At 33.5% G+C, this 22,822-nt stretch carries 18 protein-coding genes and 1 other RNA gene; 15 read left to right on the top strand and 4 right to left on the bottom strand.

The features are described 5' to 3' along the window. The first annotated feature begins 74 nt into the window (after positions 1-74). The gene (secG, locus tag CN514_RS16075) at positions 75-308 is read left to right on the top strand and encodes a preprotein translocase subunit SecG (protein ID WP_025569105.1); all 234 of its coding nucleotides are present in this window, start codon (positions 75-77) and stop codon (positions 306-308) included. A gap of 148 nt (positions 309-456) precedes the next feature. On the opposite strand, the gene CN514_RS16080 is transcribed toward secG, so the two are convergent. Then, complete coding sequence (locus CN514_RS16080) at positions 457-948, bottom strand: DinB family protein (RefSeq protein WP_098233456.1); 492 nt, start codon at positions 946-948, stop codon at positions 457-459. 281 nt (positions 949-1,229) lie between these two features. Here CN514_RS16080 and CN514_RS16085 point away from each other — a divergent pair, with 281 nt between their 5' ends. The 4 genes from CN514_RS16085 to ssrA all read left to right on the top strand — a co-directional run bounded on the left by CN514_RS16085 (position 1,230) and on the right by ssrA (position 5,629). Beyond that, complete coding sequence (locus tag CN514_RS16085) at positions 1,230-1,970, top strand: alpha/beta hydrolase (RefSeq protein WP_098233457.1); 741 nt, start codon at positions 1,230-1,232, stop codon at positions 1,968-1,970. 65 nt (positions 1,971-2,035) lie between these two features. Next, the gene (gene rnr / locus CN514_RS16090) at positions 2,036-4,474 is read left to right on the top strand and encodes a ribonuclease R (RefSeq protein ID WP_098233458.1); all 2,439 of its coding nucleotides are present in this window, start codon (positions 2,036-2,038) and stop codon (positions 4,472-4,474) included. A 116-nt stretch (positions 4,475-4,590) separates the two neighbouring features. Continuing rightward, positions 4,591-5,058, top strand: coding sequence for an SsrA-binding protein SmpB (smpB, locus tag CN514_RS16095; protein WP_056469927.1), 468 nt, complete (start codon positions 4,591-4,593; stop codon positions 5,056-5,058). Between the two features lie 213 nt (positions 5,059-5,271). Then, positions 5,272-5,629, top strand: a transfer-messenger RNA (tmRNA) gene (gene ssrA / locus CN514_RS16100). Between the two features lie 756 nt (positions 5,630-6,385). On the opposite strand, the gene CN514_RS16105 is transcribed toward ssrA, so the two are convergent. Further along, complete coding sequence (locus CN514_RS16105) at positions 6,386-7,606, bottom strand: helix-turn-helix domain-containing protein (RefSeq protein ID WP_098233459.1); 1,221 nt, start codon at positions 7,604-7,606, stop codon at positions 6,386-6,388. Positions 7,607-7,786: 180 nt separating this feature from the next. Further along, on the bottom strand, positions 7,787-8,368 hold the full coding sequence (locus tag CN514_RS16110; RefSeq protein ID WP_098233460.1) for a TetR/AcrR family transcriptional regulator: 582 nt from the start codon (positions 8,366-8,368) through the stop codon (positions 7,787-7,789). A 271-nt stretch (positions 8,369-8,639) separates the two neighbouring features. Between CN514_RS16110 and CN514_RS16115 the strand changes: the two genes are divergently transcribed. Then, positions 8,640-10,082, top strand: a complete 1,443-nt coding sequence (locus CN514_RS16115) for a DHA2 family efflux MFS transporter permease subunit (RefSeq protein WP_098233470.1) — start codon at positions 8,640-8,642, stop codon at positions 10,080-10,082. Between the two features lie 27 nt (positions 10,083-10,109). After that, a complete protein-coding gene (locus CN514_RS16120) occupies positions 10,110-10,868 on the top strand; it encodes an SDR family oxidoreductase (protein ID WP_098233461.1) in 759 nt (252 codons plus the stop codon). Between the two features lie 68 nt (positions 10,869-10,936). Here CN514_RS16120 and CN514_RS16125 read toward each other — a convergent pair whose 3' ends face one another. Next, complete coding sequence (locus CN514_RS16125; protein ID WP_098233462.1) at positions 10,937-12,364, bottom strand: alanine/glycine:cation symporter family protein; 1,428 nt, start codon at positions 12,362-12,364, stop codon at positions 10,937-10,939. 287 nt (positions 12,365-12,651) lie between these two features. Here CN514_RS16125 and CN514_RS16130 point away from each other — a divergent pair, with 287 nt between their 5' ends. The 8 genes from CN514_RS16130 to cydC all read left to right on the top strand — a co-directional run bounded on the left by CN514_RS16130 (position 12,652) and on the right by cydC (position 22,712). Next, positions 12,652-13,242, top strand: a complete 591-nt coding sequence (locus CN514_RS16130; protein ID WP_097973486.1) for a TetR/AcrR family transcriptional regulator — start codon at positions 12,652-12,654, stop codon at positions 13,240-13,242. Positions 13,243-13,379: 137 nt separating this feature from the next. Next, on the top strand, positions 13,380-15,560 hold the full coding sequence (locus CN514_RS16135; protein ID WP_098233463.1) for a YhgE/Pip family protein: 2,181 nt from the start codon (positions 13,380-13,382) through the stop codon (positions 15,558-15,560). Between the two features lie 21 nt (positions 15,561-15,581). Further along, positions 15,582-15,962 (top strand): chromate transporter, encoded by a 381-nt coding sequence (locus CN514_RS16140; protein ID WP_286141717.1) that lies wholly within the window; start codon positions 15,582-15,584, stop codon positions 15,960-15,962. After that, complete coding sequence (locus CN514_RS16145; protein WP_069034898.1) at positions 15,959-16,489, top strand: chromate transporter; 531 nt, start codon at positions 15,959-15,961, stop codon at positions 16,487-16,489. The genes CN514_RS16140 and CN514_RS16145 overlap by 4 nt, the downstream gene beginning before the upstream one ends. A gap of 367 nt (positions 16,490-16,856) precedes the next feature. After that, on the top strand, positions 16,857-18,251 hold the full coding sequence (locus CN514_RS16150) for a cytochrome ubiquinol oxidase subunit I (protein WP_098233465.1): 1,395 nt from the start codon (positions 16,857-16,859) through the stop codon (positions 18,249-18,251). After that, a complete protein-coding gene (cydB, locus tag CN514_RS16155) occupies positions 18,248-19,261 on the top strand; it encodes a cytochrome d ubiquinol oxidase subunit II (protein WP_098233466.1) in 1,014 nt (337 codons plus the stop codon). The genes CN514_RS16150 and cydB overlap by 4 nt, the downstream gene beginning before the upstream one ends. After that, positions 19,261-20,964, top strand: coding sequence for a thiol reductant ABC exporter subunit CydD (cydD, locus tag CN514_RS16160; protein WP_098233467.1), 1,704 nt, complete (start codon positions 19,261-19,263; stop codon positions 20,962-20,964). Before cydB ends, cydD begins: the two co-directional genes overlap by 1 nt. An 11-nt stretch (positions 20,965-20,975) precedes the next feature. Continuing rightward, positions 20,976-22,712 carry a thiol reductant ABC exporter subunit CydC gene (cydC, locus tag CN514_RS16165; protein ID WP_098233468.1) on the top strand — a complete coding sequence of 579 codons (1,737 nt, stop codon included), beginning with the start codon at positions 20,976-20,978 and terminating at the stop codon, positions 22,710-22,712. Positions 22,713-22,822: the final 110 nt, after the last annotated feature.

The following is a 22,822-nucleotide window of genomic DNA, read 5'->3' on the forward strand; positions in this document are numbered from 1 at the left end:
TACTCTCATATTGAAGTATAGTATTCTTCATAGTAGAATAGGAAGTAACAGTATTTTACTGTGGAGGTGAAGAAATGCATACGTTTTTATCTGTACTTTTAATTATTGTTTCAGTACTTATGATTGTTTTAGTTCTACTTCAATCTAGTAAAAGTAACGGCCTATCAGGTGCGATATCTGGTGGTGCTGAGCAACTGTTTGGCAAGCAAAAAGCTCGTGGTTTTGAACTAGTTTTACAACGAATAACAGTTGTTGTAGCAGTTTTATTCTTCATTCTAACGATTGCTGTAACATATTTTAAACTGTAATAAACAAGCTACCTAAAAGGGTGGCTTTTTATTTTGGTTAGGTAATATCATATCTCTAGAATAGAAAGATATATTTTTTATGAATAGTGTAAAAAAAATACAGCCAGGTTTTTGGCTGTATTTTAGTATGTAGACAATTTCCTAAATATTAACCTTTCATTGCAGCCCATTCTTCTTTACTTGGACCGTACATTCCTGGAATAGCTAATCCTGCTTGTCGCATTAATACAGTCATTTGACCACGGTGATGCGTTTGATGTGAAATTGCCATGCGAAGTAATGCATGGATAGGCATTTCAAGGAATCCAAAAGCGTTAATGATTTGATTTAAATCTTTTTCTTTCCATTCTTTTTGTGCTGCTTCAATCATTGCTTTACTAGCTTCTGCGTATTTTTCAGTAATTTCCTTCGCAGTTGCAGGCATTTCTTCTTTGCTCATAGATGCTTCGAACTGTAATCCTGATTGTGAAATGATCGCTTTAATTGCTGTTGTAATATGCCAAGCTAATTCTCCTAATGAGCTAAAATCTTCACCTATTGATTGATCAAGTGATTCATCTGTCATAGCATTTAGTAATTTGATTGTGTTTGCTTCTTCCATTTTCCATTCAGTAATAAATTCTTCAACATTATTAAACATAACGTATCCTCCTTTTGTTGGTTAAATTACCAACATTATTATTACCACACCTTTCATTAAATCATAACTAGTTAATTAAAAAAACTGTTTATTGGTAAATTTTTGAAATGAAAGGTAAAATAAAAGAATCTTTACGTAAAATTAGTTAAATCTTATTATTGATAAATTAAAATTGAGTAATGAGAAGATAACGATTAATTATTTAAATGAATGAAGTCATTTAAAGGTATGATAAAAGTAACGAAAGAAAAATGGATAGAAAAGTTTTGGAGTGAGTATATATGAGAGTAACAATGCCGAAGCCATTTACGTTTGAAGGTGGAGATCGAGCAGTTTTATTATTACATGGATTTACAGGACATTCTGCGGATGTTCGAATGCTTGGCCGTTTTTTAGAAAAACAAGGATATACTTGCCATGCACCGCACTATAAAGGACATGGTGTACCACCAGATGAGCTTGTTCATACTGGACCAGAGGACTGGTGGAAGGATGTAATGGAAGCTTATCAATTTTTAAAGGATAGAGGACATCAAAAAATTGCAGCGGTAGGTCTATCTTTAGGAGGAGTATTTGCGCTAAAGCTAGGCTATACTGTTCCTTTGAATGGTATTGTCACAATGTGTTCGCCGATGTACATAAAAAGTGAAGAAATTATGTATGAAGGTGTTTTAGCTTATACAAGAGAGTTTAAAAAACGTGAAGGGAAATCTCCTGAACAAATTGAAGTAGAAATGGAAGAGTTTAAAAAAACTCCGATGAATACATTAAAAGCTCTTCAAGGTTTAATTAAAGAAGTGCGTGAAAATGTTGATACAGTATATGCACCAACGTTTGTCATACAATCTATTGTAGACGAGATGATAAATACTGACAGCGCAAATATTATTTATAATGAAGTACAATCTGATCAAAAAAAATTAAAATGGTACAAAAATTCAACACATGTTATTACGCTTGGACAGGAAAAAGACATGTTACATGAAGATGTACTAGCATTTCTTAATGAATTGGAATGGTAGAATGAAAACTTTCTGGACAAACTTAAATTAAATACCCTTAACAGTAAGAAAAAGGAGGGAAAAGTATGAATCAACAATGGAAAGAAAAATTATTAGAATTAATGAAAAGTGAAGAGTATAAGCCTTTAAATATCCAAGGGATCGAAGAGGCTATGGAGTTGACTGATGCAAGTGACTTTCGAGAAGTAGTAAAAACGCTCGTTATTTTAGAAGATGAGGGTTATATTGTACGTTCTCGAAATAATAAATACAGTTTACCTGATCAATCTAATTTAGTTAGAGGTAAATTAACTGGCCATGCTAAAGGCTTTGCGTTTGTTATTCCAGAAGAAGCAGGAGCAGAAGATGTATTTATTTCACCGTCAGATTTAAATGGTGCTTTACATGGGGACATCGTTTTAGCTCGTATTACAAAAGAAAAAAGTGATGCACGTAGAGAAGGGACAATTGTAAAAATTGTTGAACGTGGTCAAACGAAAATGGTAGGTACATACCAGGCTCAGAAAAGTTTCGGTTTCGTTATTCCTGATGATAAACGATTCGGAAGTGATATTTTTGTAACAAAGAGTAATTCTCAAGGCGCAGTGGAAGGTCACAAAGTTGTTGTAGAGCTTACTCAGTTTCCTGAGAATGGGAAAAATGCAGAGGGTATTGTAGTTCAAGTACTAGGACATAAAAATGATCCTGGTGTAGATATTCTATCGGTTATTCATAAGTTTGATTTACCTCAAGAATTCCCTAAGGAAGTAATGGATCAAGCAAATGCTGTACCGGATGAGATTGATGAATCAGCTATTGGCACTCGTCGCGATCTTCGTGATGAACAAATTGTAACGATAGATGGAGCAGATGCAAAGGACTTAGATGATGCCGTTACAGTAACAGCGCTTGAAAATGGTCATTACAAGCTAGGGGTACATATTGCAGACGTATCATACTATGTGACGGATAACTCGCCGATTGATCAAGAAGCACATGATCGTGGAACAAGTATTTACTTGGTTGACCGAGTTATTCCAATGATTCCGCATCGTTTATCTAATGGTATTTGTTCATTAAATCCAAAAGTAAATCGATTTACACTTTCATGTGAAATGGAAATTGACCAAAAAGGTGAAGTTGTTAAGCATGAAATTTTCGAAAGTATCATTAAAACAACTGAACGAATGACATATAGCGATGTAAACAAACTATTAGATGAGCAAGATGCTGAATTGCGTGAACGTTACGAACCATTAGTTCCAATGTTTGAGGAAATGGCTAAGTTAGCGAAAATCTTACGTAATAGACGTATGACTCGTGGAGCAATCGATTTTGATTTTAAAGAATCAAAAGTATTAGTTGATGAAGAAGGTCACCCAACTGATGTCGTTATTCGTGAGCGCTCTACTGCAGAAAAACTAATTGAAGAATTTATGCTAGTAGCGAATGAAACAGTTGCTGAGCATTTTCATTGGCTAAATGTACCGTTCATGTATCGTGTGCATGAGGATCCAAAAGAAGAAAAATTACAACGATTCTTTGAATTTATTGCATCATTTGGTTATACAGTAAAAGGTGCTGGAAATGAAATTCATCCGAGAGCGTTGCAGCAAGTTCTAGATATGGTTCATGGGCAACCAGAAGAGACAGTCATTTCAACAGTTATGCTTCGTTCAATGAAACAAGCGAAATACGAGGCTGATAATCTTGGCCATTTCGGGTTAGCAGCGGAGTATTATACTCATTTCACATCACCGATTCGTCGATATCCGGATTTAATTGTTCATCGATTAATACGTGAATATTTAATCGAAGGTAAAATGGATAATGAGACAAAACGTGAGTGGGATGATAAATTACCTGCAATCGCAGAACATGCATCCAATATGGAGCGTCGCTCTGTTGAAGCGGAAAGAGAAACTGATGATTTGAAAAAAGCAGAGTACATGCTTGATAAAATTGGTGAAGAGTATGAAGGTATTATTAGCTCTGTAACAAATTTCGGTATGTTTATTGAACTGCCAAATACAATTGAAGGATTAGTTCGAGTTGCTGATTTATCAGATGACTACTATAACTATGACGAGCGTACGTACGCGATGATTGGTGAAAGAACAGGGAAAATCTTCAGAATCGGTGATGAAGTATCAGTTCGGGTAGTTAATGTTAATAAAGAAGAACGAGCAATCGATTTTGAAATTGTTGGCATGAAATCGAACAAACCACGTAGAAGTGGCGGTAGAGGACCAGTTAACCTTGGTGATGGATCTGGCGGCGGCAGAGGACGAGGTGGACGCGGAAGAGGTTCTTCAGATCGAAATGGAGACAGCTCTCGCAGTGGTCGTTCTCGTGGAAGACGTGGCGATAGTTCACCTCGAAATGAAGAGAAAGATAGCGGACATGGTGCTAAATCATCAAGAAATAAACGCGATGATCGTTTTAATCCAACGAAAAGCAAAAACAAGAGTAAAAAGAACAAACCATTTTATGAAAAAGTAGCAAAAGGTAATAAAAAGCGATAGTAAAAATGAGGGCAGTGGACAATTCACTTTGTTCACTGCTTTTATTCCTATTAAGGGTTACATAGTAACTCATCACAAATTATGGTAAAATAAGTAAAGATAGAGAGGTGTTATATATGCCAAAAGGTGAAGGGAAAGTAATTGCTCAAAATAAAAAAGCGTATCATGATTACTTTATCGAAGAAACGTATGAAACAGGTATCGTTTTACAAGGTACTGAAATAAAATCATTACGTGCTGGAAAAGCTAATCTAAAGGATTCCTTTGCACGTGTTCAAGGTGGAGAAGTATGGCTTCATAATATGCATATTAGTCCATATGAACAAGGTAATCGATACAATCACGAACCATTACGTACTAGAAAGTTACTACTACATAATAGAGAAATTGTGAAGCTGATTGGTTATACAAAGGAAACAGGTTATACGCTAGTTCCATTAAAAATCTATTTGAAAAATGGCTATGCTAAGTTATTACTTGGATTAGGTAAAGGTAAGAAACAATATGATAAACGTGATGATTTAAAGAAAAAAGAAGCAAAACGCGAAGTAGAGCGTGCATTCAGGGACCGTCAGCGAATCTAATTGGATAAATGTTGAAGCATTGGAATTCTGTTTTTCTTTTAGAAACAATTGTTAATTGCAACTTCAGATGGATATGCTATAATAAGTTTGTAAGTTAATCAGCAACACTAATTGCACGATGTGCAGTTTTTATAGATTATGAAGCCTTTGCTTTATGCTTCGTAAGTCACTCATAGCGAACAGAACTGAATAAGTTTTGTGAGCATTTTATATGGGGACGTTACGGATTCGACAGGGGTAGTTCGAGCTTAAGTTGCGAGTCGAGGGGTCGGCCTCGTTAAAACGCAAAAGCCAATAACTGGCAAAAACAACAATTTCTCTTTAGCTGCTTAATTGCACTAAAGGCTCCTCCTATGTATCGCCCATGTGCATAGCTTAGAGGGGTTCACTTATTAGTGGGCTACGCCGGACCTCGCCGTCTGAGGGGAAAGGAAGAGATTAATCAGACTAGCTATCAGGAAGCCTGTCATTGGGCCAAATGGTATGCGAAATTCTAATACAGTGACTACGCTCGTAGAAGCTTAAGTGCCGATATTCTTGGACGTGGGTTCGACTCCCACCGTCTCCACCAATACATATTGTTTGGTGGTTTTTTTATGCTTATTTGTTATAAAATAATCTACTTTAAACGTAGAAACTGTGTATTAAGTGAAATTTCATAATTTATTTTATTTATTAAAAATAATGTTTCAAATTATTCCTTTCTTAACAGGACGAGCGCTATTGTTTTCTTTTTTACAAAGAAATAATTAGACTGAAACTTTCCATTCAAATAATAAAAGACATGAATAGACTTTCGTATTCTTGTCTTATTTTTTACGTTCATTTATAAGTCATGTTTTCATTACTAGTGTTATTGGAATCATGAAATTGCTCAAACATATAACATCACCTATTGGCCATTTTATATTTCAACACTCTGACAAAACTGTAAATTAATATACTTTACAGTTTTGTTTTTTTATAAAGCAAAAAATGACTGTTTTTTTTCATTAGTAATTTTTAATGATAGAAAATACTTGAATCAATAAACTGAGTCATAGTATTTTTTGAAAAATATTGAAAATTACCATAAATCTGACTGGAACGAATAGTATTATGGAAAACTGATATTCTTGGGTTAAAAACTATAAAAATTAGTTTTTTTTTATAGAAAACGAGTCTAAATTTTTCGTCAGTTGAAAGACAAGAATACTGACTTCGTATTCTTGTCTTCTTTTTTTATAAAAGTAAATTACATTATAAAGCTAATGGCTTAAAGTCAATTAATAAAATAAAAAGCCGGCACTCATGGAGGACCAGCAATTCAAAATATATATATAAGTTCTTAAGCATTTACAATTAACTGCGCAATTTCCATTGCCTGTTCATTTAAATTCATCTTTTTATAATAATTAAATAATTCCTTCTTAGAACGCTCCACTAAAAAAGTAAAACCATTTTTAATAAACATTGGTAACGCTTTATTATTTAAATAATTATAGTACTCTTTTTCTTTAGATTTTAATAAATAAAGTAAAAGTTTGAATAAATGGATATATAAAATATAATTATTCTTTTTCGCTATGAACAATCCAGTTTCAGCATCATTTATTAATTCGTCTAGGTTAGAATAACCGTCTTCAAAAGAGCTTCGGACATAACCCTCTAATGATAATAAATAGGATAAAGATTCTGAATCTTTTAGTAACATAGAGTCTTTATAATACTTTCTTGCTTCCTTATAATTTTTACCTCTGTAAAATTCATAAGCTAAATTATGCAAGACTTTTGCTTTTCGATCAGGTGCGTTACAAAGTTCACAGCTTCTAATCAAATTTTTAAAACGATTGATAATCTCTTCATCTAAAGTGTCACCTTGAACTTGAATAATCATTAACATTTCAGCATCAATAACTCTAAGATAGTTATTGATCTGTTTAAAAAATTGATGAGATTTTTCAGCATGATAATAGGCTAACACAGGAGCGTTTAATGTATGGTAAGCGGATGCTAAATGGTAATAAAATTCAGGGTTTTTATATACTGTATTATCGATGGACTTTAAAATTTGGATTACTTTACCATATTCTTGCTTCGCCAATGAATAGATTCCTAAAATATGCTTCAATAAGTTTCTTTCATAAGGAGCTAATTTGTCTTCTTTTTTTTGTAGCTTTTTTATGATTTTAAATGCTTCATTGCATTTACTATGTGCAAGAAAATATTTTGCTCTTAGTAACTGATACATATCATTATATTCTGAGATTTGAATTAATTCTTCCATTTCAAATTCATAGTAAATTTGATCCATCTCTTCAAATAATTGCATAATAATTACATCATGCCAGTGAAGTAATCGTTGTTTAATATTCGTAAAATTAGCAACTTCTAATTTCATATCAATTCCAAGTCTGTTTGATAATAAATTAATAATTTCAGGGGCGTACTTTGTTTGTGCACATTCTATTTTACTGATATGGGTAACGGAGCATATGTTTTTTCCTAATTGTTCTTGTGTTAGTTTGTATTTTTCTCGATAAAATTTAATAATTTTTCCTTCATACATAACTAAGTCCTCCTCCCATTGCAGGATGTTAAAAATAGTACTAATACTAAAATTCTACATTTAACAACAAAATTAGTATATTTAGAAAACCCGTGTAGCATGTGAAGTAATACTTAAAGATATGTTAAGGAAAGGTAAAATAGGAAAAAGAAGGGAAGACATTCCCTTTTCTTTTTTTTATTATTCGGCTTTATTACCAATTCTAAAAAGCAAAGATAATTGCTTAGCTAAATATTGAGGAGTATAAGGCATGTCATTTCTTAACCAAGATACAATTGTACCAATTAGTGCTGATGACCCGTACCAGATAATAATATCCTTTTGAATATCTGTCTTAATGTGTAAAGAATCAACTTCTCTTCGTTTCGTTATTGTTTCAGTAATGATTTTTAATAAATGTTCTGTGAAGATCGGAGTTTTAGTAGAAGCAAGAACTACTTTATAAAACTTTGCATTCTCTGCTATATATTCAAGCAAGTTTAAAAGCCTCACTGAATCAGTTTCTTCTATCGATTTATTGGTTATTGAATCCCTCATAATTAGTCCGAGCTTCTCTCCCATTTCCTTTGCCATATTCTCCATCATATCTTGTATATCACGATAATGTAGATAAAATGTAACTCGATTAACTGTTGCACGTTCGGCTATTCGATTAACCGTAATTTTGTTTAGATCCATCTCCTGAAGTAGATCAATAAAAGCGTCTTTAATTAATTGTCGCGTACGAATGATCCTAGGATCTACTTTTGTTTTATCCTTCAATCAAATCACCTTTTCCATGAAATTTACAATTTTTTCAGATGTGTTTATTATGTTTGGTTTTAACTACAGAACCTCAAAGAGTGATAACTACAATACATTTCTTAAAATATTGTCGGTTGTAAGAACGAACTAACCAATTATAATGTAATTTATATCATGTTAATTATTAAACACTTTGTAAATTATGTCCATGATATAGAGAGAAAGGATTGATGGGGGATTGAGTAAAACTTCAGGAATTGATACAAATTCGATAAAAAAGGGACCTATTATGTTCATATTGATTTTAGGTGCCTTTCTGGCAACATTAAATCAAACGCTTATGAGTGTTGCTATACCTGAACTAATGGTTGATTTTCATATTAAGGCAGCAACGGCACAGTGGTTAACAACAGGCTACATGCTAGTAAACGGTGTATTAATTCCGGTTACAGCTTATTTAATGCTACGTTTCACCACACGTGAACTATTTCAAGCTTCAATGGTTATCTTTTTAGCAGGAACCATTGTATCGGCAATTGCGACCGATTTTCCTGTCCTATTAACAGGCCGCTTGATTCAGGCTGCAGGAGCAGGAATTATTATGCCGCTATTAACGAATGTTATTTTGACACTTTTTCCGCCAGAAAAACGCGGAGGAGCAATGGGGATGGTTGGGCTAGCGATAATCTTTGCCCCAGCAATTGGTCCTACACTTGCAGGTTACATTATGGAAAATTACAAATGGGAGACGATGTTCTACGGAATGATTCCATTTGCTGTTCTTGTAATCGTACTTGGTTTCATTTATCTACGAAATGTTTCAGATCGTATTAAAACAAAATTTGATCTTCTTAGCGTTACATTGTCTACAGTCGGTTTTGGTGCAATGCTTTATGGTTTCAGCCGAGCTGGAAGTTTAGGTTGGTCAAATTCAGAAGTAATTAGTACGATTGTTGTCGGGGTTTTGGCCCTTGTACTTTTCGCATGGAGACAAATGGTTTCGCAAGATCCTTTACTTGATTTGCGTGCATTCAAGTTTAATATGTTCTCATTAACGACAGTAATTAATATCGCAGTAACGATGGTAATGTATGCAGATATGATGCTACTTCCACTTTACTTACAAAATATCCGTGGCTATACACCTGTTGAGTCAGGTCTTCTATTACTTCCTGGTGCATTGGTAATGGGCTTCCTGATGCCGGTTACAGGTAGGTTATTCGATCGCATTGGTGCAAAATGGCTAGCTATTTTCGGAATGATTATTACAATTGCAACAACACTTGGATTCACAAACTTGACGGATTCGACGAGTTACACATACTTGGTACTAATGTCCACTGGACGTCGAATCGGTATGGCATTAATGATGATGCCAATACAGACAGCTGGTTTAAATCAACTTCCAAAGCAATTAAATGCACACGGTACAGCAATTACGAATACAATTCGTCAAGTTGCTGGAGCAGTGGGTACATCACTTCTAGTTACAGTTATGACAGATCGTACAAAAACACATATTACGGAATTAATTCCTACGGCAGCTACTAAAGGGTTAACACAAACCCAAATTATAAAAGAAGCTTCAATCAACGGAATTAATGACGCTTATCTAGTGATTGTTGGAATTGGAATCATTGGATTACTACTTTCTTTCTTTATCAAGAAGGTTAAACAAGCGGCTTCTGAAGAGGCGACAGTTAAATTAAAAAAGGTAACAGTTAAAGCATAATCATCATAATTAATTGGAGGAATAGACATGAGACTTCAAGACAAAGTAGCTGTAGTAACTGGAGCTGGTTCAGGAATGGGGAAAGCAATTGCTGTCCTTTATGCGAAAGAAGGCTCAAAAGTGGTAGTATCTGATATTAATGTAGATGCTGCAAATGTTACCGTTGAAGAAATAAAATCAAATGGGGGCAACGCTATAGCTGTTATGGCTAATGTTGCTCTCGAAAATGATATTCAAAACTTAATTGAATCTGCCGTTAATACATTTGGTACAGTAGATATTCTAGTTAATAATGCAGGAATTATGGATAACTTTGAACCTGCTGGTGATATTGAAGATGATAAGTGGGAAAGAGTTTTTGCAGTCAATACAACTAGTGTAATGCGTTCAACAAGAAAAGTCTTGCCGATCTTTTTAGAAAAAGAGCAAGGAGTTATTATTAATGTAGCTTCGGCAGGTGGACTTCAAGGGGCTAGAGCAGGAGCGGCTTATACAGCGTCTAAGCATGCAGTTGTTGGATTTACGAAAAATACTGGATTCATGTACGCAACGAATGGAATCCGTTGCAACGCAATTGCCCCAGGTGGAGTCGAAACAAATATCGGCTCTTCCATGACAAATATCAATCATTTTGGTATGGGACGTATTCAAGCAGGATTAGGAGTTAATCCACGTGTAGGTAAACCTGAAGAGATTGCAGACATCGCTTTATTCCTTGCTTCAGATGAATCTAGCTTTGTTAATGGTACTGTGATTACTGGTGATGCTGGATGGACTGCTTATTGAAGTAGGGAATTTTATATTGAAAGAAGTAAAAAAACCATCATTCATTTCAGAATGATGGTTTTTTTGTATTATCCAACGTCTTTCTTAACGTCCTTATCATCAACCCAAGCCTCTAACTGATCACGACCTGGTAAGTTATCGATTTTATCAGCAGAGAAAACTGGATCCAAACCTTGTTTCTTTTGAGAAACATAATCTTTTAATAAAGCTTTTGCAACTTTAGCTAAACGCGTAATAGCGTAAAGATTAACTAGTACCATTAATCCCATGAAGATATCTGCTAAAGACCAAATTAATTCAGCGCTATATAATGCTCCGAATAACACCATTCCAATTACAGCAAAACGGTATACATAAATTGATTTTTTCGAATGCTTCATGAAGCTTATATTTGATTCACCGTAATAATAGTTACCCATAATTGTACTTAATGCAAATAAGAATACTGAAATTGCAACGAATGTTGCAGCGAAGCCTCCAATACTTACACGTAAAGATTCCTGTGTTAAAGGAATACCAGATAGCTCAGATGTTTTATAAACGCCTGAAACTAATACGATCATTGCTGTAGACGAACAAATGATAAATGTATCAACAATTACACCTAATGCTTGAATAAAACCTTGTTTTACTGGGTGAGTTACGTCAGCTGTTGCAGCTGCATTTGGAGCTGAACCCATACCAGCTTCGTTAGAGAATAATCCACGACGAATACCGTGAAGTACTGCAGCACCCATTACACCGCCAAACATTTGTTTAAACGTAAAAATACCTTCAGAGAAAATTGCACCAAAAACATTTGGTAAAATATCGAAATTTGAAATCATAACCCATAAAGCTAAAATAATATAAACCCCAGCTTTAATCGGTACTAAAACAGTTGAGAATTTTGCAACTCGATGTACGCCACCAAAAATAATTAGTGCTGTAATAATAGCCAGTACAATCGCAGTTGTTTTTGTATTTACACCAAATTCATTATTGATAGAAGCAGCAATCGTGTTTGCTTGTACTGCGTTAAAAATAAGACCGAAAGATAGAGTAATTAAAATACTAAAAATAACTCCAAGCTTTCGATTACCTAAAGCTTTTTCCATATAATAAGCAGGTCCGCCACGCCATGAAGAACCATCTCTCACTTTATAAAGCTGAGCTAATGTACTTTCTACAAATGCTGAAGCTGAACCAATTAAAGCCATTAACCACATCCAAAAAACTGCACCAGGTCCACCTAATGCCACTGCTGTTGCAACACCGGCAATATTCCCCGTACCTATACGAGCAGCCATTCCGATCATAAATGCTTGTAATGATGAAACAGTTTTTTTGCTTTTGTCTCTGTTTCGACCATCAACTAATAATCGAATCATTTCAGGAAAGAATTTAAACTGAATAAAACCTAAATAAACCGTTAAAAATAGGCCGATTGCTACTAATAAAATAACAAGTAATTTAGCCCATAGATAGTCGTTGAGTACTGAAACCAATTCTGTCATGAATCCCTCTCCTTTGTAAGAATATTCGCAAAATTATCCGATAATTTTGACTTCAAAATGTAATAATAAATTATTCTGCTAACAAAGGCAACAGTTTTTTAGTTATTGTCGATTAAAAAAAGGTAACATTAAAAAAAGATTAAAAAAGTAAGTGTTCACTTACTTTTTATTGACGAAATTCATTTTGGTCAATATACTAGAAAAGTAAATAAACACTTACTTTTTTGTAGCGCGCTAAATACTAAGATTTAATGCCTTTTTAACAACGTTTTTTAAGGAGGTAAAAAGTGAATAAGGGAGAAAGAACAAAACATCACATCTTAGAGAAGTCTATCCAACTTTTTGCAAAAAATGGTTATGATGGTACGACAATTAATCAAATTGCAAAGGAAAGTAAAATTTCCGAAGCGACGATTTATAAGTATTTTAAAAGCAAGTTGGATGTATTGATTACTTGTGTAAAACCAGATATTCAAGATGTTTGGATGGAAGAAGACTTTAGTAAATTTTCAATTGAAGAATTGCTTAGGTTATATGTTGAGAAAAGGATTAAATGGGTGGAAAAGAATCGAAATCAAATTGAAATCTTGATCAGTGAAACTTTACGACACCCTGAGTTATCAGAAATTTTCTTCCAACAGATCTATCGTAAAACACCAATTGAAGAAGAAATAGAATCGAGAATGCTTGCAAAAGAAACAAATTTCCATTTAGAAATTCCTATACTAAGTTTGAGTATGATTACGACGATTATATCGATTCTTAATCTACAAAAGAGTGTTCTGGATAAAGATCCAATGCATATTACAGATGACGCTATTAATAAAATGGTGCAATTAATTTTATTTGGATTAATAGGAAATAAAAGTCCTGAATAAACATGAAAATGAGTTTAACGGGAGAATGGTTTAGTATTACCTTTTATTTTTTATAAAAGGAAGTATTAAACTATTAAAATGCAATAAATTGACCAAAATACATATTTGGTCAGTTGGTCTAAAAGGGGAGTGAGAATGTGTTTAAGCAAGAATGGAAAAATATTTTAAAGAAACCTATGACAATTGCAACAATCATTGCGATTGGTCTTGTGCCAATGCTTTACTCATTAATTTTCTTATCAGCTTATTGGAATCCTTATAATAAAACAGAAAAACTATCTGTTGCAATTGTTAACAATGACAAGGGTACTGAGTTTAATGATAAAAAGCTTAATGTAGGGAAAGATTTTGTAGAAGGATTGAAAGATAATAAGTCATTCAAATGGAAAGTTACAAGTAAAAAACAAGCGATGGAAGGCTTAAATGATGAAAAATATTATTTAGTCATCGAATTACCTTCTAATTTCTCTAAAAATGCGGCTACGTTATTAGACGAAAAACCCCAGAAAATGAAATTAAATTATTACACGAATGCGGGTAAAAACTATGTAGGCGCACAAATTGGTACAAATGCAATGAAAGAAGTAAATGCTAATATATCAAAAGAAATTACAGAACAATATGCTAAAACAGTTTTTGATAATTTCAAGGATATTGGAGATGGCATGACAAAAGCATCTGATGGAGCAGGTAAAATCAATGATGGTGCAGCAAAAATAACAGATGGAACAGATGTTTTAAATAAAAATTTAAAAAAGTTAAATGACAGCATGATCACATTTGAAAATGGAAGTACAAAACTGAAAAGTGGAGCGATACAATTATCAGATGGTATTAAACAATCAAAAGATGGTGCTACTAAATTAAATACTGGTTTAAACGCTCTTCTAGAAGGAACTGGTACATTAAAAGCTGGTTCTAGTGATTTAAATAATGGATTATCGCAACTAGCTGAAGGTGGTAATAAAATCGAAGCTGGCTCTTCAAAGCTAGAAGCTGGAAGTAACCAATTAAATGTTGGACTAAAACAATCTTATGCTGGTGCAACCCGATTGCAAAAAAATGAAGCAGGATTTAATGAGAATCTTGGTGCTACTAATGATGCTCTTAAATCAATTGTGAATGGATTGCAGGATGGTTCATTAAGTAAAGGAGATTTACAGAAATTACAAGCAATCTCAAATAGCTTAGATCAACTTTCAAAAGGAAGTAATCAAATTAAAACTGGTGTTGATCAAATTGCTGCAGCACAAGGTCAATTATATGAAGGTTCAAATAATCTGGTTGCTGGACAAAAAGAATTAAATACAAATTTAAGTTTATTTAATAGTAAATTGCAAGAAGCATCTAATGGAGCAAATCAATTAGCTCAAGGAAGTAATGATTTATACAACGGTACAAAGGAATTAAGTGAAGGAAGTTCGTTACTTTCATTTGGCCTAGGTAAATTAAATAAAGGTGGGGACCAATTAGTCCAAGGGATCAATCAATTAAATGATGGTTCTAAACAACTATCTAATGGAACGAATAAGTTATATAGTGGGTCTGGAGACTTATTAAAAGGAGCAACAGATTTAACAAAAGGAACAAATGAACTTCATAAATCCCTGAAAGATGGTGGAGATGAAGTAAATAAAGTTAAAACAAGTGATGAAACTGATAAATTCTTTGCAGAGCCAACAGAGCTAGTTTCTCATAAATTAAATAATGTAAAAGAATATGGTGTAGGGTTAACACCATATATATTATCTATTGGACTATTTGCAGGTGGGTTAATGTTCACTTCAGTTTATCCAATGAGAAAGAACTCTATTGCTCCGACTACTGGTTTAGCTTGGTTCTTTAGTAAATATAGCGTTCTAATCTTCGTGGGAATCATGCAATCAATCGTAGCAGATATGGTTCTAATTTATGGTATGGGTCTTGATGTGAAAAACGTGTGGTTATTCGTAGTGTTTACAATTATCACTAGCTTGACCTTCTATTCATTAATACAATTCTTAACTGTTACATTAGGAAATATAGGACAATATTTAGTATTTGTCATGATGTTATTACAAATTGGTGGAACTTCAGGAACTTTCCCAATTTCATTAACACCAACATTTTTCCAAACGATTCATCCATATTTACCTATGACGTATGCAATAAAAGGATTCAGAGAATTAATCTCTAGTTCTGTTAGCAAAGGGTTTGTATGGGATCAAGTCTACTATTTATGTGGATTTGCAGCGTTATTCATTATCTTAACAAATATAACTTTTGCAGTTCGTGTTAAATTTTCTAAGAAAGAACAATTAAGTGAAATCGAAGCTTAAAACGATAAATTAATAAAAAGGATTGGAGTCTATGTAGGTTGGAGAACAGGTGGCGTAATAGGTATGTTAAATGCCATTATCGCAACAACTCTACCGACTGTTTTCCTACTTATGCTACTATTATCAACACTAAATCACTTTAAAGGTGTTGCCTGGGTACAAGGCATGTCGAATGCAGTTGTTCCAGTTGTGGGAGTTATGCTAGCAACTTTAACATGGGAATTTATTGAGAAATCAAAAGAATCTCTTGGCTGGAAAATCAATAGTTTGATCGTGGTTGCTAGTTTTATCCTTTTATATTTTTTAAATGTACATCCTGCTATCTTAATTGGATGCTTAGTCGGATATGCCTTTTTCACAAAAAGTAAAAATGAAAAGAAGAAGAAGGTGAAGGCATCATGATTTATTGGAAAATATTTTTAGCCTTTTTCTTACCAGGCATTTTCGGATACGGAGGAGGACCTGCTTCGATCCCTCTTATTGAGAATGAAGTTGTTGATAAGTATGGATGGCTAACTTCAGTTGAATTTAGTAATGTACTTGCACTAGGGAATGCGCTCCCAGGTCCGATTGCTACAAAGATGGCTGGATATATCGGATATGTTGAGGGGGGCGTATTTGGTTCCTTTGTAGGACTATTCGCATCAATCGCACCCTCCCTAATCTTGATGATTGCTTTATTAAGTATATTAATGAAGCATAAAAATTCACCAAAAGTCAAAAAGATGACATCACTAGTTAGGCCTTTAATCGCCGTTTTACTTGGCATTATGGCCTTTGACTTTTTTAACGATTCATATAATGGAGTAGGCGTAACGCAAACAATTATTATTAGCGTACTTTCCTTATTATTTCTAGAACGTTGGAAAATTCACCCCGCATATGTAATCGGAGGGGCTCTTGTTTATGGTGCGGTATTTTTATCTTAAACAATACAACTTTTTTTGTTTTATCAGAACATTATTGAAGCAATATAAGGTTGCTTCAATAATGTTTTTTTCATTTAATCAGCTCTAAGTTAAGTAATAAAAAAGTGGCGACTATTTTATCATAAAAAAGTAATTTTAACAGTAAATGTGAATTATGTCACAAAATAGACAATTTATAGACACGATTTTGACAAATAAGATTAAGTCAAAAACCCCTTTGGAAAAGTAAACTAGAAGTAACAAGAGATACCATTGAATGGTTCTCTAAAATTTACTTAATGAATTATTTGTGAAAAAATGTTCAAAGTTTTGCTCGAGCTTAATGGAAATTTTTTTGAAATGATTTTTATCCTAAGGGGGATGTACTGTGAGTGTATTAGAGCTTGCAAGAATACAATTTGGTTCCACTACAATTTTCCATTTTTTATTTGTACCACTTTCAATAGGTTTAGTATTTATGGTAGCAATTATGGAAACATTGTATGTTTTTCGAAATAACGAAGAATATAAAAAGTTAACAAAATTCTTTGGGCACTTATTTTTAATTAATTTTGCAGTTGGTGTTGTGACAGGTATTATTCAGGAGTTTCAATTCGGTATGAACTGGTCTGAATATTCCCGTTTTGTTGGGGATGTATTTGGCGCACCACTTGCTATTGAGGCACTTTTAGCATTTTTTATGGAATCTACATTTTTAGGAATTTGGATATTTGGTTGGGAAAGGCTTAATAAGAAAATTCATTTAATGTGCATATGGTTAGTTGCTTTCGGAACTTTAATGTCTGCGTTTTGGATATTAGCCGCCAATTCTTTCATGCAGGAGCCAGTAGGCTTTGCGATTAAAAATGGTCGTGCAGAAATGACCGACTTCTTAGCAATCATAACAAATCCACAACTTAAAGTTGAGTTTCCTCACACAATTGCTGGAGCATTAGCAACTGGAGCGTTATTTGTTGCAGGTGTAAGTGCGTATAAAATCTTAAAAAAACAGGAAACAGAATTATTTAAAAAGGCGTTTAATCTTGCAATGGTATTCGCGCTAATAGCAGGAGTTGGTGTTGCATTTAGCGGACATTCTCAAGCGAAGCATTTAATGAAGACTCAGCCGATGAAAATGGCTGCAAGTGAAGGGCTATGGGATGATAGTGGAGACCCTGCAAGCTGGATGGTCTTTGGTCTGATTGATTCGAAAAAGAAAGAAAATAAATACGAGGTAGAAGTACCATATTTATTAAGTTATCTAGCTTATGAGAAGTTTGAAGGTAAAGTACCTGGTATGAATACGTTACAAAAGCAGTACGAGAATTTATATGGTCCTGGAAATTATATTCCACCAGTTAATACAACCTTTTGGAGCTTTAGAATTATGGCAGGAGCAGGAATGGTTATGATTTTAATGTCGATGCTAGGTTTATATTTTAGCTATCGAAAAAAATTAGAATCAAAAAATCTATTTTTAAAGGCATCAATTTTATTAATTTCTTTACCATTCATTGCAAATACAGCTGGATGGGTTATGACGGAAATAGGCCGCCAACCATGGACTGTATTCGGTTTAATGACTACTGCTGCATCAGTATCACCAAATGTTTCAAAAGGATCACTCATTTTCTCAATCGCAACTTTTACAACTATGTATGCAATTTTAGCAGTTGTTTTAGTTTACTTGTTTGTGAAAGAAATTAAAAAAGGAACACACCATGTTGAAACTGAAAAGGTTCTTACGGTCGATCCGTTTGAAAGGGAAGTGACAATTGTATGATTGAGTTAAATGAATTATGGTTTTTACTTGTAGCAGTTTTATTTATAGGGTTCTTCTTCTTAGAAGGCTTCGATTTTGGTGTAGGTATATCTACAAAGCTACTAGCCAAAAATGATACTGAAAGAAGAATTTTAATAAACACAATTGGACCGTTTTGGGATGCAAATGAAGTGTGGTTATTAACTGCAGGTGGAGCAATTTTTGCAGCATTCCCAAATTGGTATGCAACGATGTTTAGTGGTTACTATATTCCGTTTGTATTTGTCCTAATGGCATTAATCGGACGTGGTGTTGCTTTTGAATTTAGAGGCAAAGTTGAAAGTTCTAAATGGTCAAAAGCTTGGGATTGGGTCATTTTCTTCGGAAGTTTATTACCACCATTTTTATTCGGTGTATTATTCTCAAGTATCCTTAGAGGAATGCCAATCGATCAAAATATGAATATCTCTGCTGGTTTTACAGATTACGTAAATTTATTCACAGTAGTTGGCGGAGTAACGGTGACATTACTGTGCCTCTTACACGGATTAATGTTTTTAACATTAAAAACGGTTGGAGAATTAAGAAACCGTGCACGTTCTCTAGCACGTATGGTAATCATACCAGTATTTCTTTTCTTAGTTGCATTTACTGGCATGGCATTTTTTGAAACGGATATGTTTAAAGTAAAAGCACAAATAACAGTTCCATTAATTTTATTAATCGTAGTAAGTTATATTCTTGCTACAATATTCATTTTTAAGAAAAGAGATGGCTGGTCATTTACTATGACAGGCCTTGGAATTGTATTAACAGTCGGGACAATGTTTACTTCTCTGTTCCCAAGAGTCATGATTAGTTCGATCAAAAGTACGTATGACTTAACTGTTTATAATGCTTCATCTGGTCCTTATTCGTTAAAAGTAATGACAATAGTTGCATGTACATTATTACCATTCGTTCTAGGTTACCAAATTTGGAGTTATTATGTGTTTAGAAAAAGAGTGGATGAGAAGGATTTGACTTATTAATGGGAAAAGATCTTATTAAATATAAAGGGATTAATCGGTTATTAATAATCCTATCTTTTTTAACAATTATACAAGTAACGGCAATTATTATTCAGGCATTTATGCTCTCACAAGCTATTGTCAAATTGTTCAATGGAAAAAATAGTAGCGATATAGTATACGCTACTATTTTCTTCATCCTCGCATTTTTCTGTCGATATATTATTTCGACAATTAAACAAAAATGTTCAGAGCATTTTGCGGACATCGCTTCAACCGAAATGAAAATGAAAGTTTTGGAGAAGATTTTTATACTTGGACCTAGATTTGCAAGAAAATCAGGAACAGGTAATATCGTAACGCTTATTATGGAAGGAACTACACAACTAAGAAATTACCTAGAAATCGTTCCGTTGAAAATGATTAACTTAGCAATTGTCACACCAGTAATCGTGATCTATATTTTCTTTGTTGATAAAGTTTCTGCACTTATACTAATCGTAACATTTCCAATCATTATTATTTTTATGATTTTACTCGGTTTGGCAGCTAAAAAGAAATCAAATAAACAATGGAAGGTTTACCGTATATTATCGAACCATTTTACTGATTCATTACGTGGTCTGGAAACATTAAAGTTTCTAGGATTAAGTAGAAAACATATTAAAAAGATAGAAAGTGTAAGTGAAAGATACAGAGAAGCAACGATGGGCACATTAAAAGTAGCTTTTTTATCATCATTTGCACTAGATTTATTTACAATGCTGTCAATCGCTACAGTTGCTGTCTTTTTAGGACTTCGTTTGATTGACGGAGTAATCTTATTAGGCCCAGCACTAACAATTTTAATTTTAGCTCCTGAATACTTTTTACCAGTTCGTGAAGTTGGAGCTGATTATCATGCAACTTTAAATGGTCAAGAAGCTGGGAAAGCAATGCAAGATATTTTAGATGAACAAGAATTTAAGGTTCAAGAAATTGCTCCTATATCAGATTGGAATCATACTAGCGAAATTAATTTAAAAGATATATCAGCAAGACCCGAAAAAGATGGTCAAACGATTTTATCAAATATAAATATGAGTATTAAAGGGTTTCAAAAAATTGGGATTGTTGGAGAAAGTGGATCTGGTAAGTCAACGCTTATTGATTTAATAGGTGGATTTTTAGAGCCAGCAAATGGGACTATTCAAATTTCTGGTGAAGAGGTATCACATCTGCAAATACAAGATTGGCATAAACAGTTAATCTACATTCCACAAAGTCCTTATATTTTCTCAAAATCATTAAAAGAAAATATAAGCTTCTACAAACCTAATGCTACTACAGAAGAAATTGAAAATGCAGCTGTTCAAGCTGGGTTAACTTCTTTAATAGAAGAATTACCAAAAGGATTAGAAGAAAAAATTGGCGAAGGTGGAAGAGTTATAAGTGGCGGGCAAAATCAACGAGTTGCGCTTGCTAGAGCATATCTAGAAAATCGTCCGGTTCTTTTGTTAGACGAACCTACTAGTCATCTTGATATTGAAACTGAGTTTGAGTTAAAACAAAAAATGCTTCAATTATTTTCTGGTAAATTAGTATTTTTGGCTACACATCGCTTACATTGGATGAAAGAAATGGATCAAATTATTGTGATGAATGAAGGTAGCATTATTGAAGTTGGTACCCATGAAGAACTATTAATGAAAAAAGGTCATTATTATCGATTAATTCATAGTTAGAAGGTAAATATATGTTAAATAAAAATGGATGGATTTTACCATATATAAAAGAAAATCGTCGTTTATTTATAGTTGTGATTCTCTTAAGTTCACTGACTATATTTGCAGCGGCTTCTCTTATGTACACTTCCGGCTATTTAATCTCTAAAGCAGCAACTAGACCTGAAAATATTTTAATGATTTATGTACCAATCGTTGCTGTACGTACTTTTGGTATTTTAAGGTCGGCTTCTAAGTATGTTGAAAGATTAGTTGGACACAATACAATTTTAAAAATCTTATCTAGAATGAGAACAAGATTATTTAGGAATCTGGAACCGTATGCACTTACGATCAATTCAAAGTTTAAAACTGGAGATATTTTAGGTCTTTTAGCAAATGACATTGAATATTTACAGGATATTTATTTAAAAACTATTTTCCCTGGAATTGCTTCGTTGTTTATCTATTTTATATCCGTAGTAGCACTTGGATTCTTCTCCGTTCCATTTGCAATATTAACAGCAGTCATTTCCTTTGTTTTAGTAGGTGTACTACCGTATTTTTCATTATTAGTTGAAAAAGCGCGTACTTACCAAATGAAAAAGGAAAAGAGTCATATATATGAAAATTTAACCGATGCAGTAATGGGGATTAGTGATTGGCTTTTTAGTGGTAAACATAATAGCTTTATTAGAAATTATAGAGAAATGGATGAATCGTTAAGAAACATCCAAAACAAGGAAAAAACATTTAGAAGACGGCGCGATTTAATTGCTCAATGTATTGTAGCGGTTTTAGTTTTGATGATGCTATATTGGTCTGGGAATGAAAGTTTAGCTGGAGAAATTCCAAGAACTTTTATCGCCGCATTTGTTTTAGTTTTATTTCCTTTAACAGAAGCTTTTATTCCACTATCAAATTCTCTTGGAAGTGTCCCTTTATATAGTGATTCAATCAATCGTTTAGAAGAGATTAAGGAAGTGAATTGTAATCAGAAATTACCTATTATAGAAGGTAATGTTGATGATTATCGAAAAATCGAATTTAAAAATGTATCTTTTCATTACTCGGAAAACGAAACTATTTTAAATAATGTTTCTTTTACAATTGAGGAAAATAAAAAAACTGCTTTATTAGGTCCGAGTGGTTCAGGAAAATCGACTATTCTTAAGCTAATTGAAGGAGTAGAAACGCCTATTGATGGAAGTGTTAAAATAAATGAGATCGAAAGTATAGCTTTAGGAGACCAAATTTCGAAAGTGGTATCTGTACTTAATCAAAAGCCATATTTATTTGATACTACAGTTATAAATAATATTCGCTTAGGAAATCCAGCAGCAAGTGATGAAGAAGTAATCGAGGTTACGAAAATGGTTGAACTGCATGATTATATAGCATCACTTCCAGAAGGTTATCATACACCTATGCAAGAAACGGGTGTAAGATTCTCTGGTGGGGAACGACAAAGAATAGCCTTAGCCAGAATACTTCTTCAAAATACACCAATTGTTATTTTAGATGAACCAACTGTCGGTTTAGATTCAATTACAGAACGAAAGCTACTTCATACGATCTTTAAAGTATTAGAAGGAAAGACGGTATTGTGGATTACACACCATTTAATCGGTGCAGAAATGGCTGATCAAATACTCTTCTTAGACAAAGGCAAAATCGCTATGAAAGGCTCACATGAAGAACTTTTCAAAACCAAGGACCGATATCGCAACCTTTTTGAGCTAGACCGACCATTTAGAGTAATTGAATAGATGTTAATCCGGAGACTCTGGCAAATTTACCAGAGTCTTTTTTATATATTAAATACAATTTGACGGAAAATGAATTACATGATATATTTATCTCGAATTCGAGATATATT

It is taken from the genome of Bacillus sp. AFS001701 (assembly GCF_002559405.1).
In the GTDB taxonomy this organism is placed as follows: Bacteria; Bacillota; Bacilli; order Bacillales; family Bacillaceae_G; genus Gottfriedia.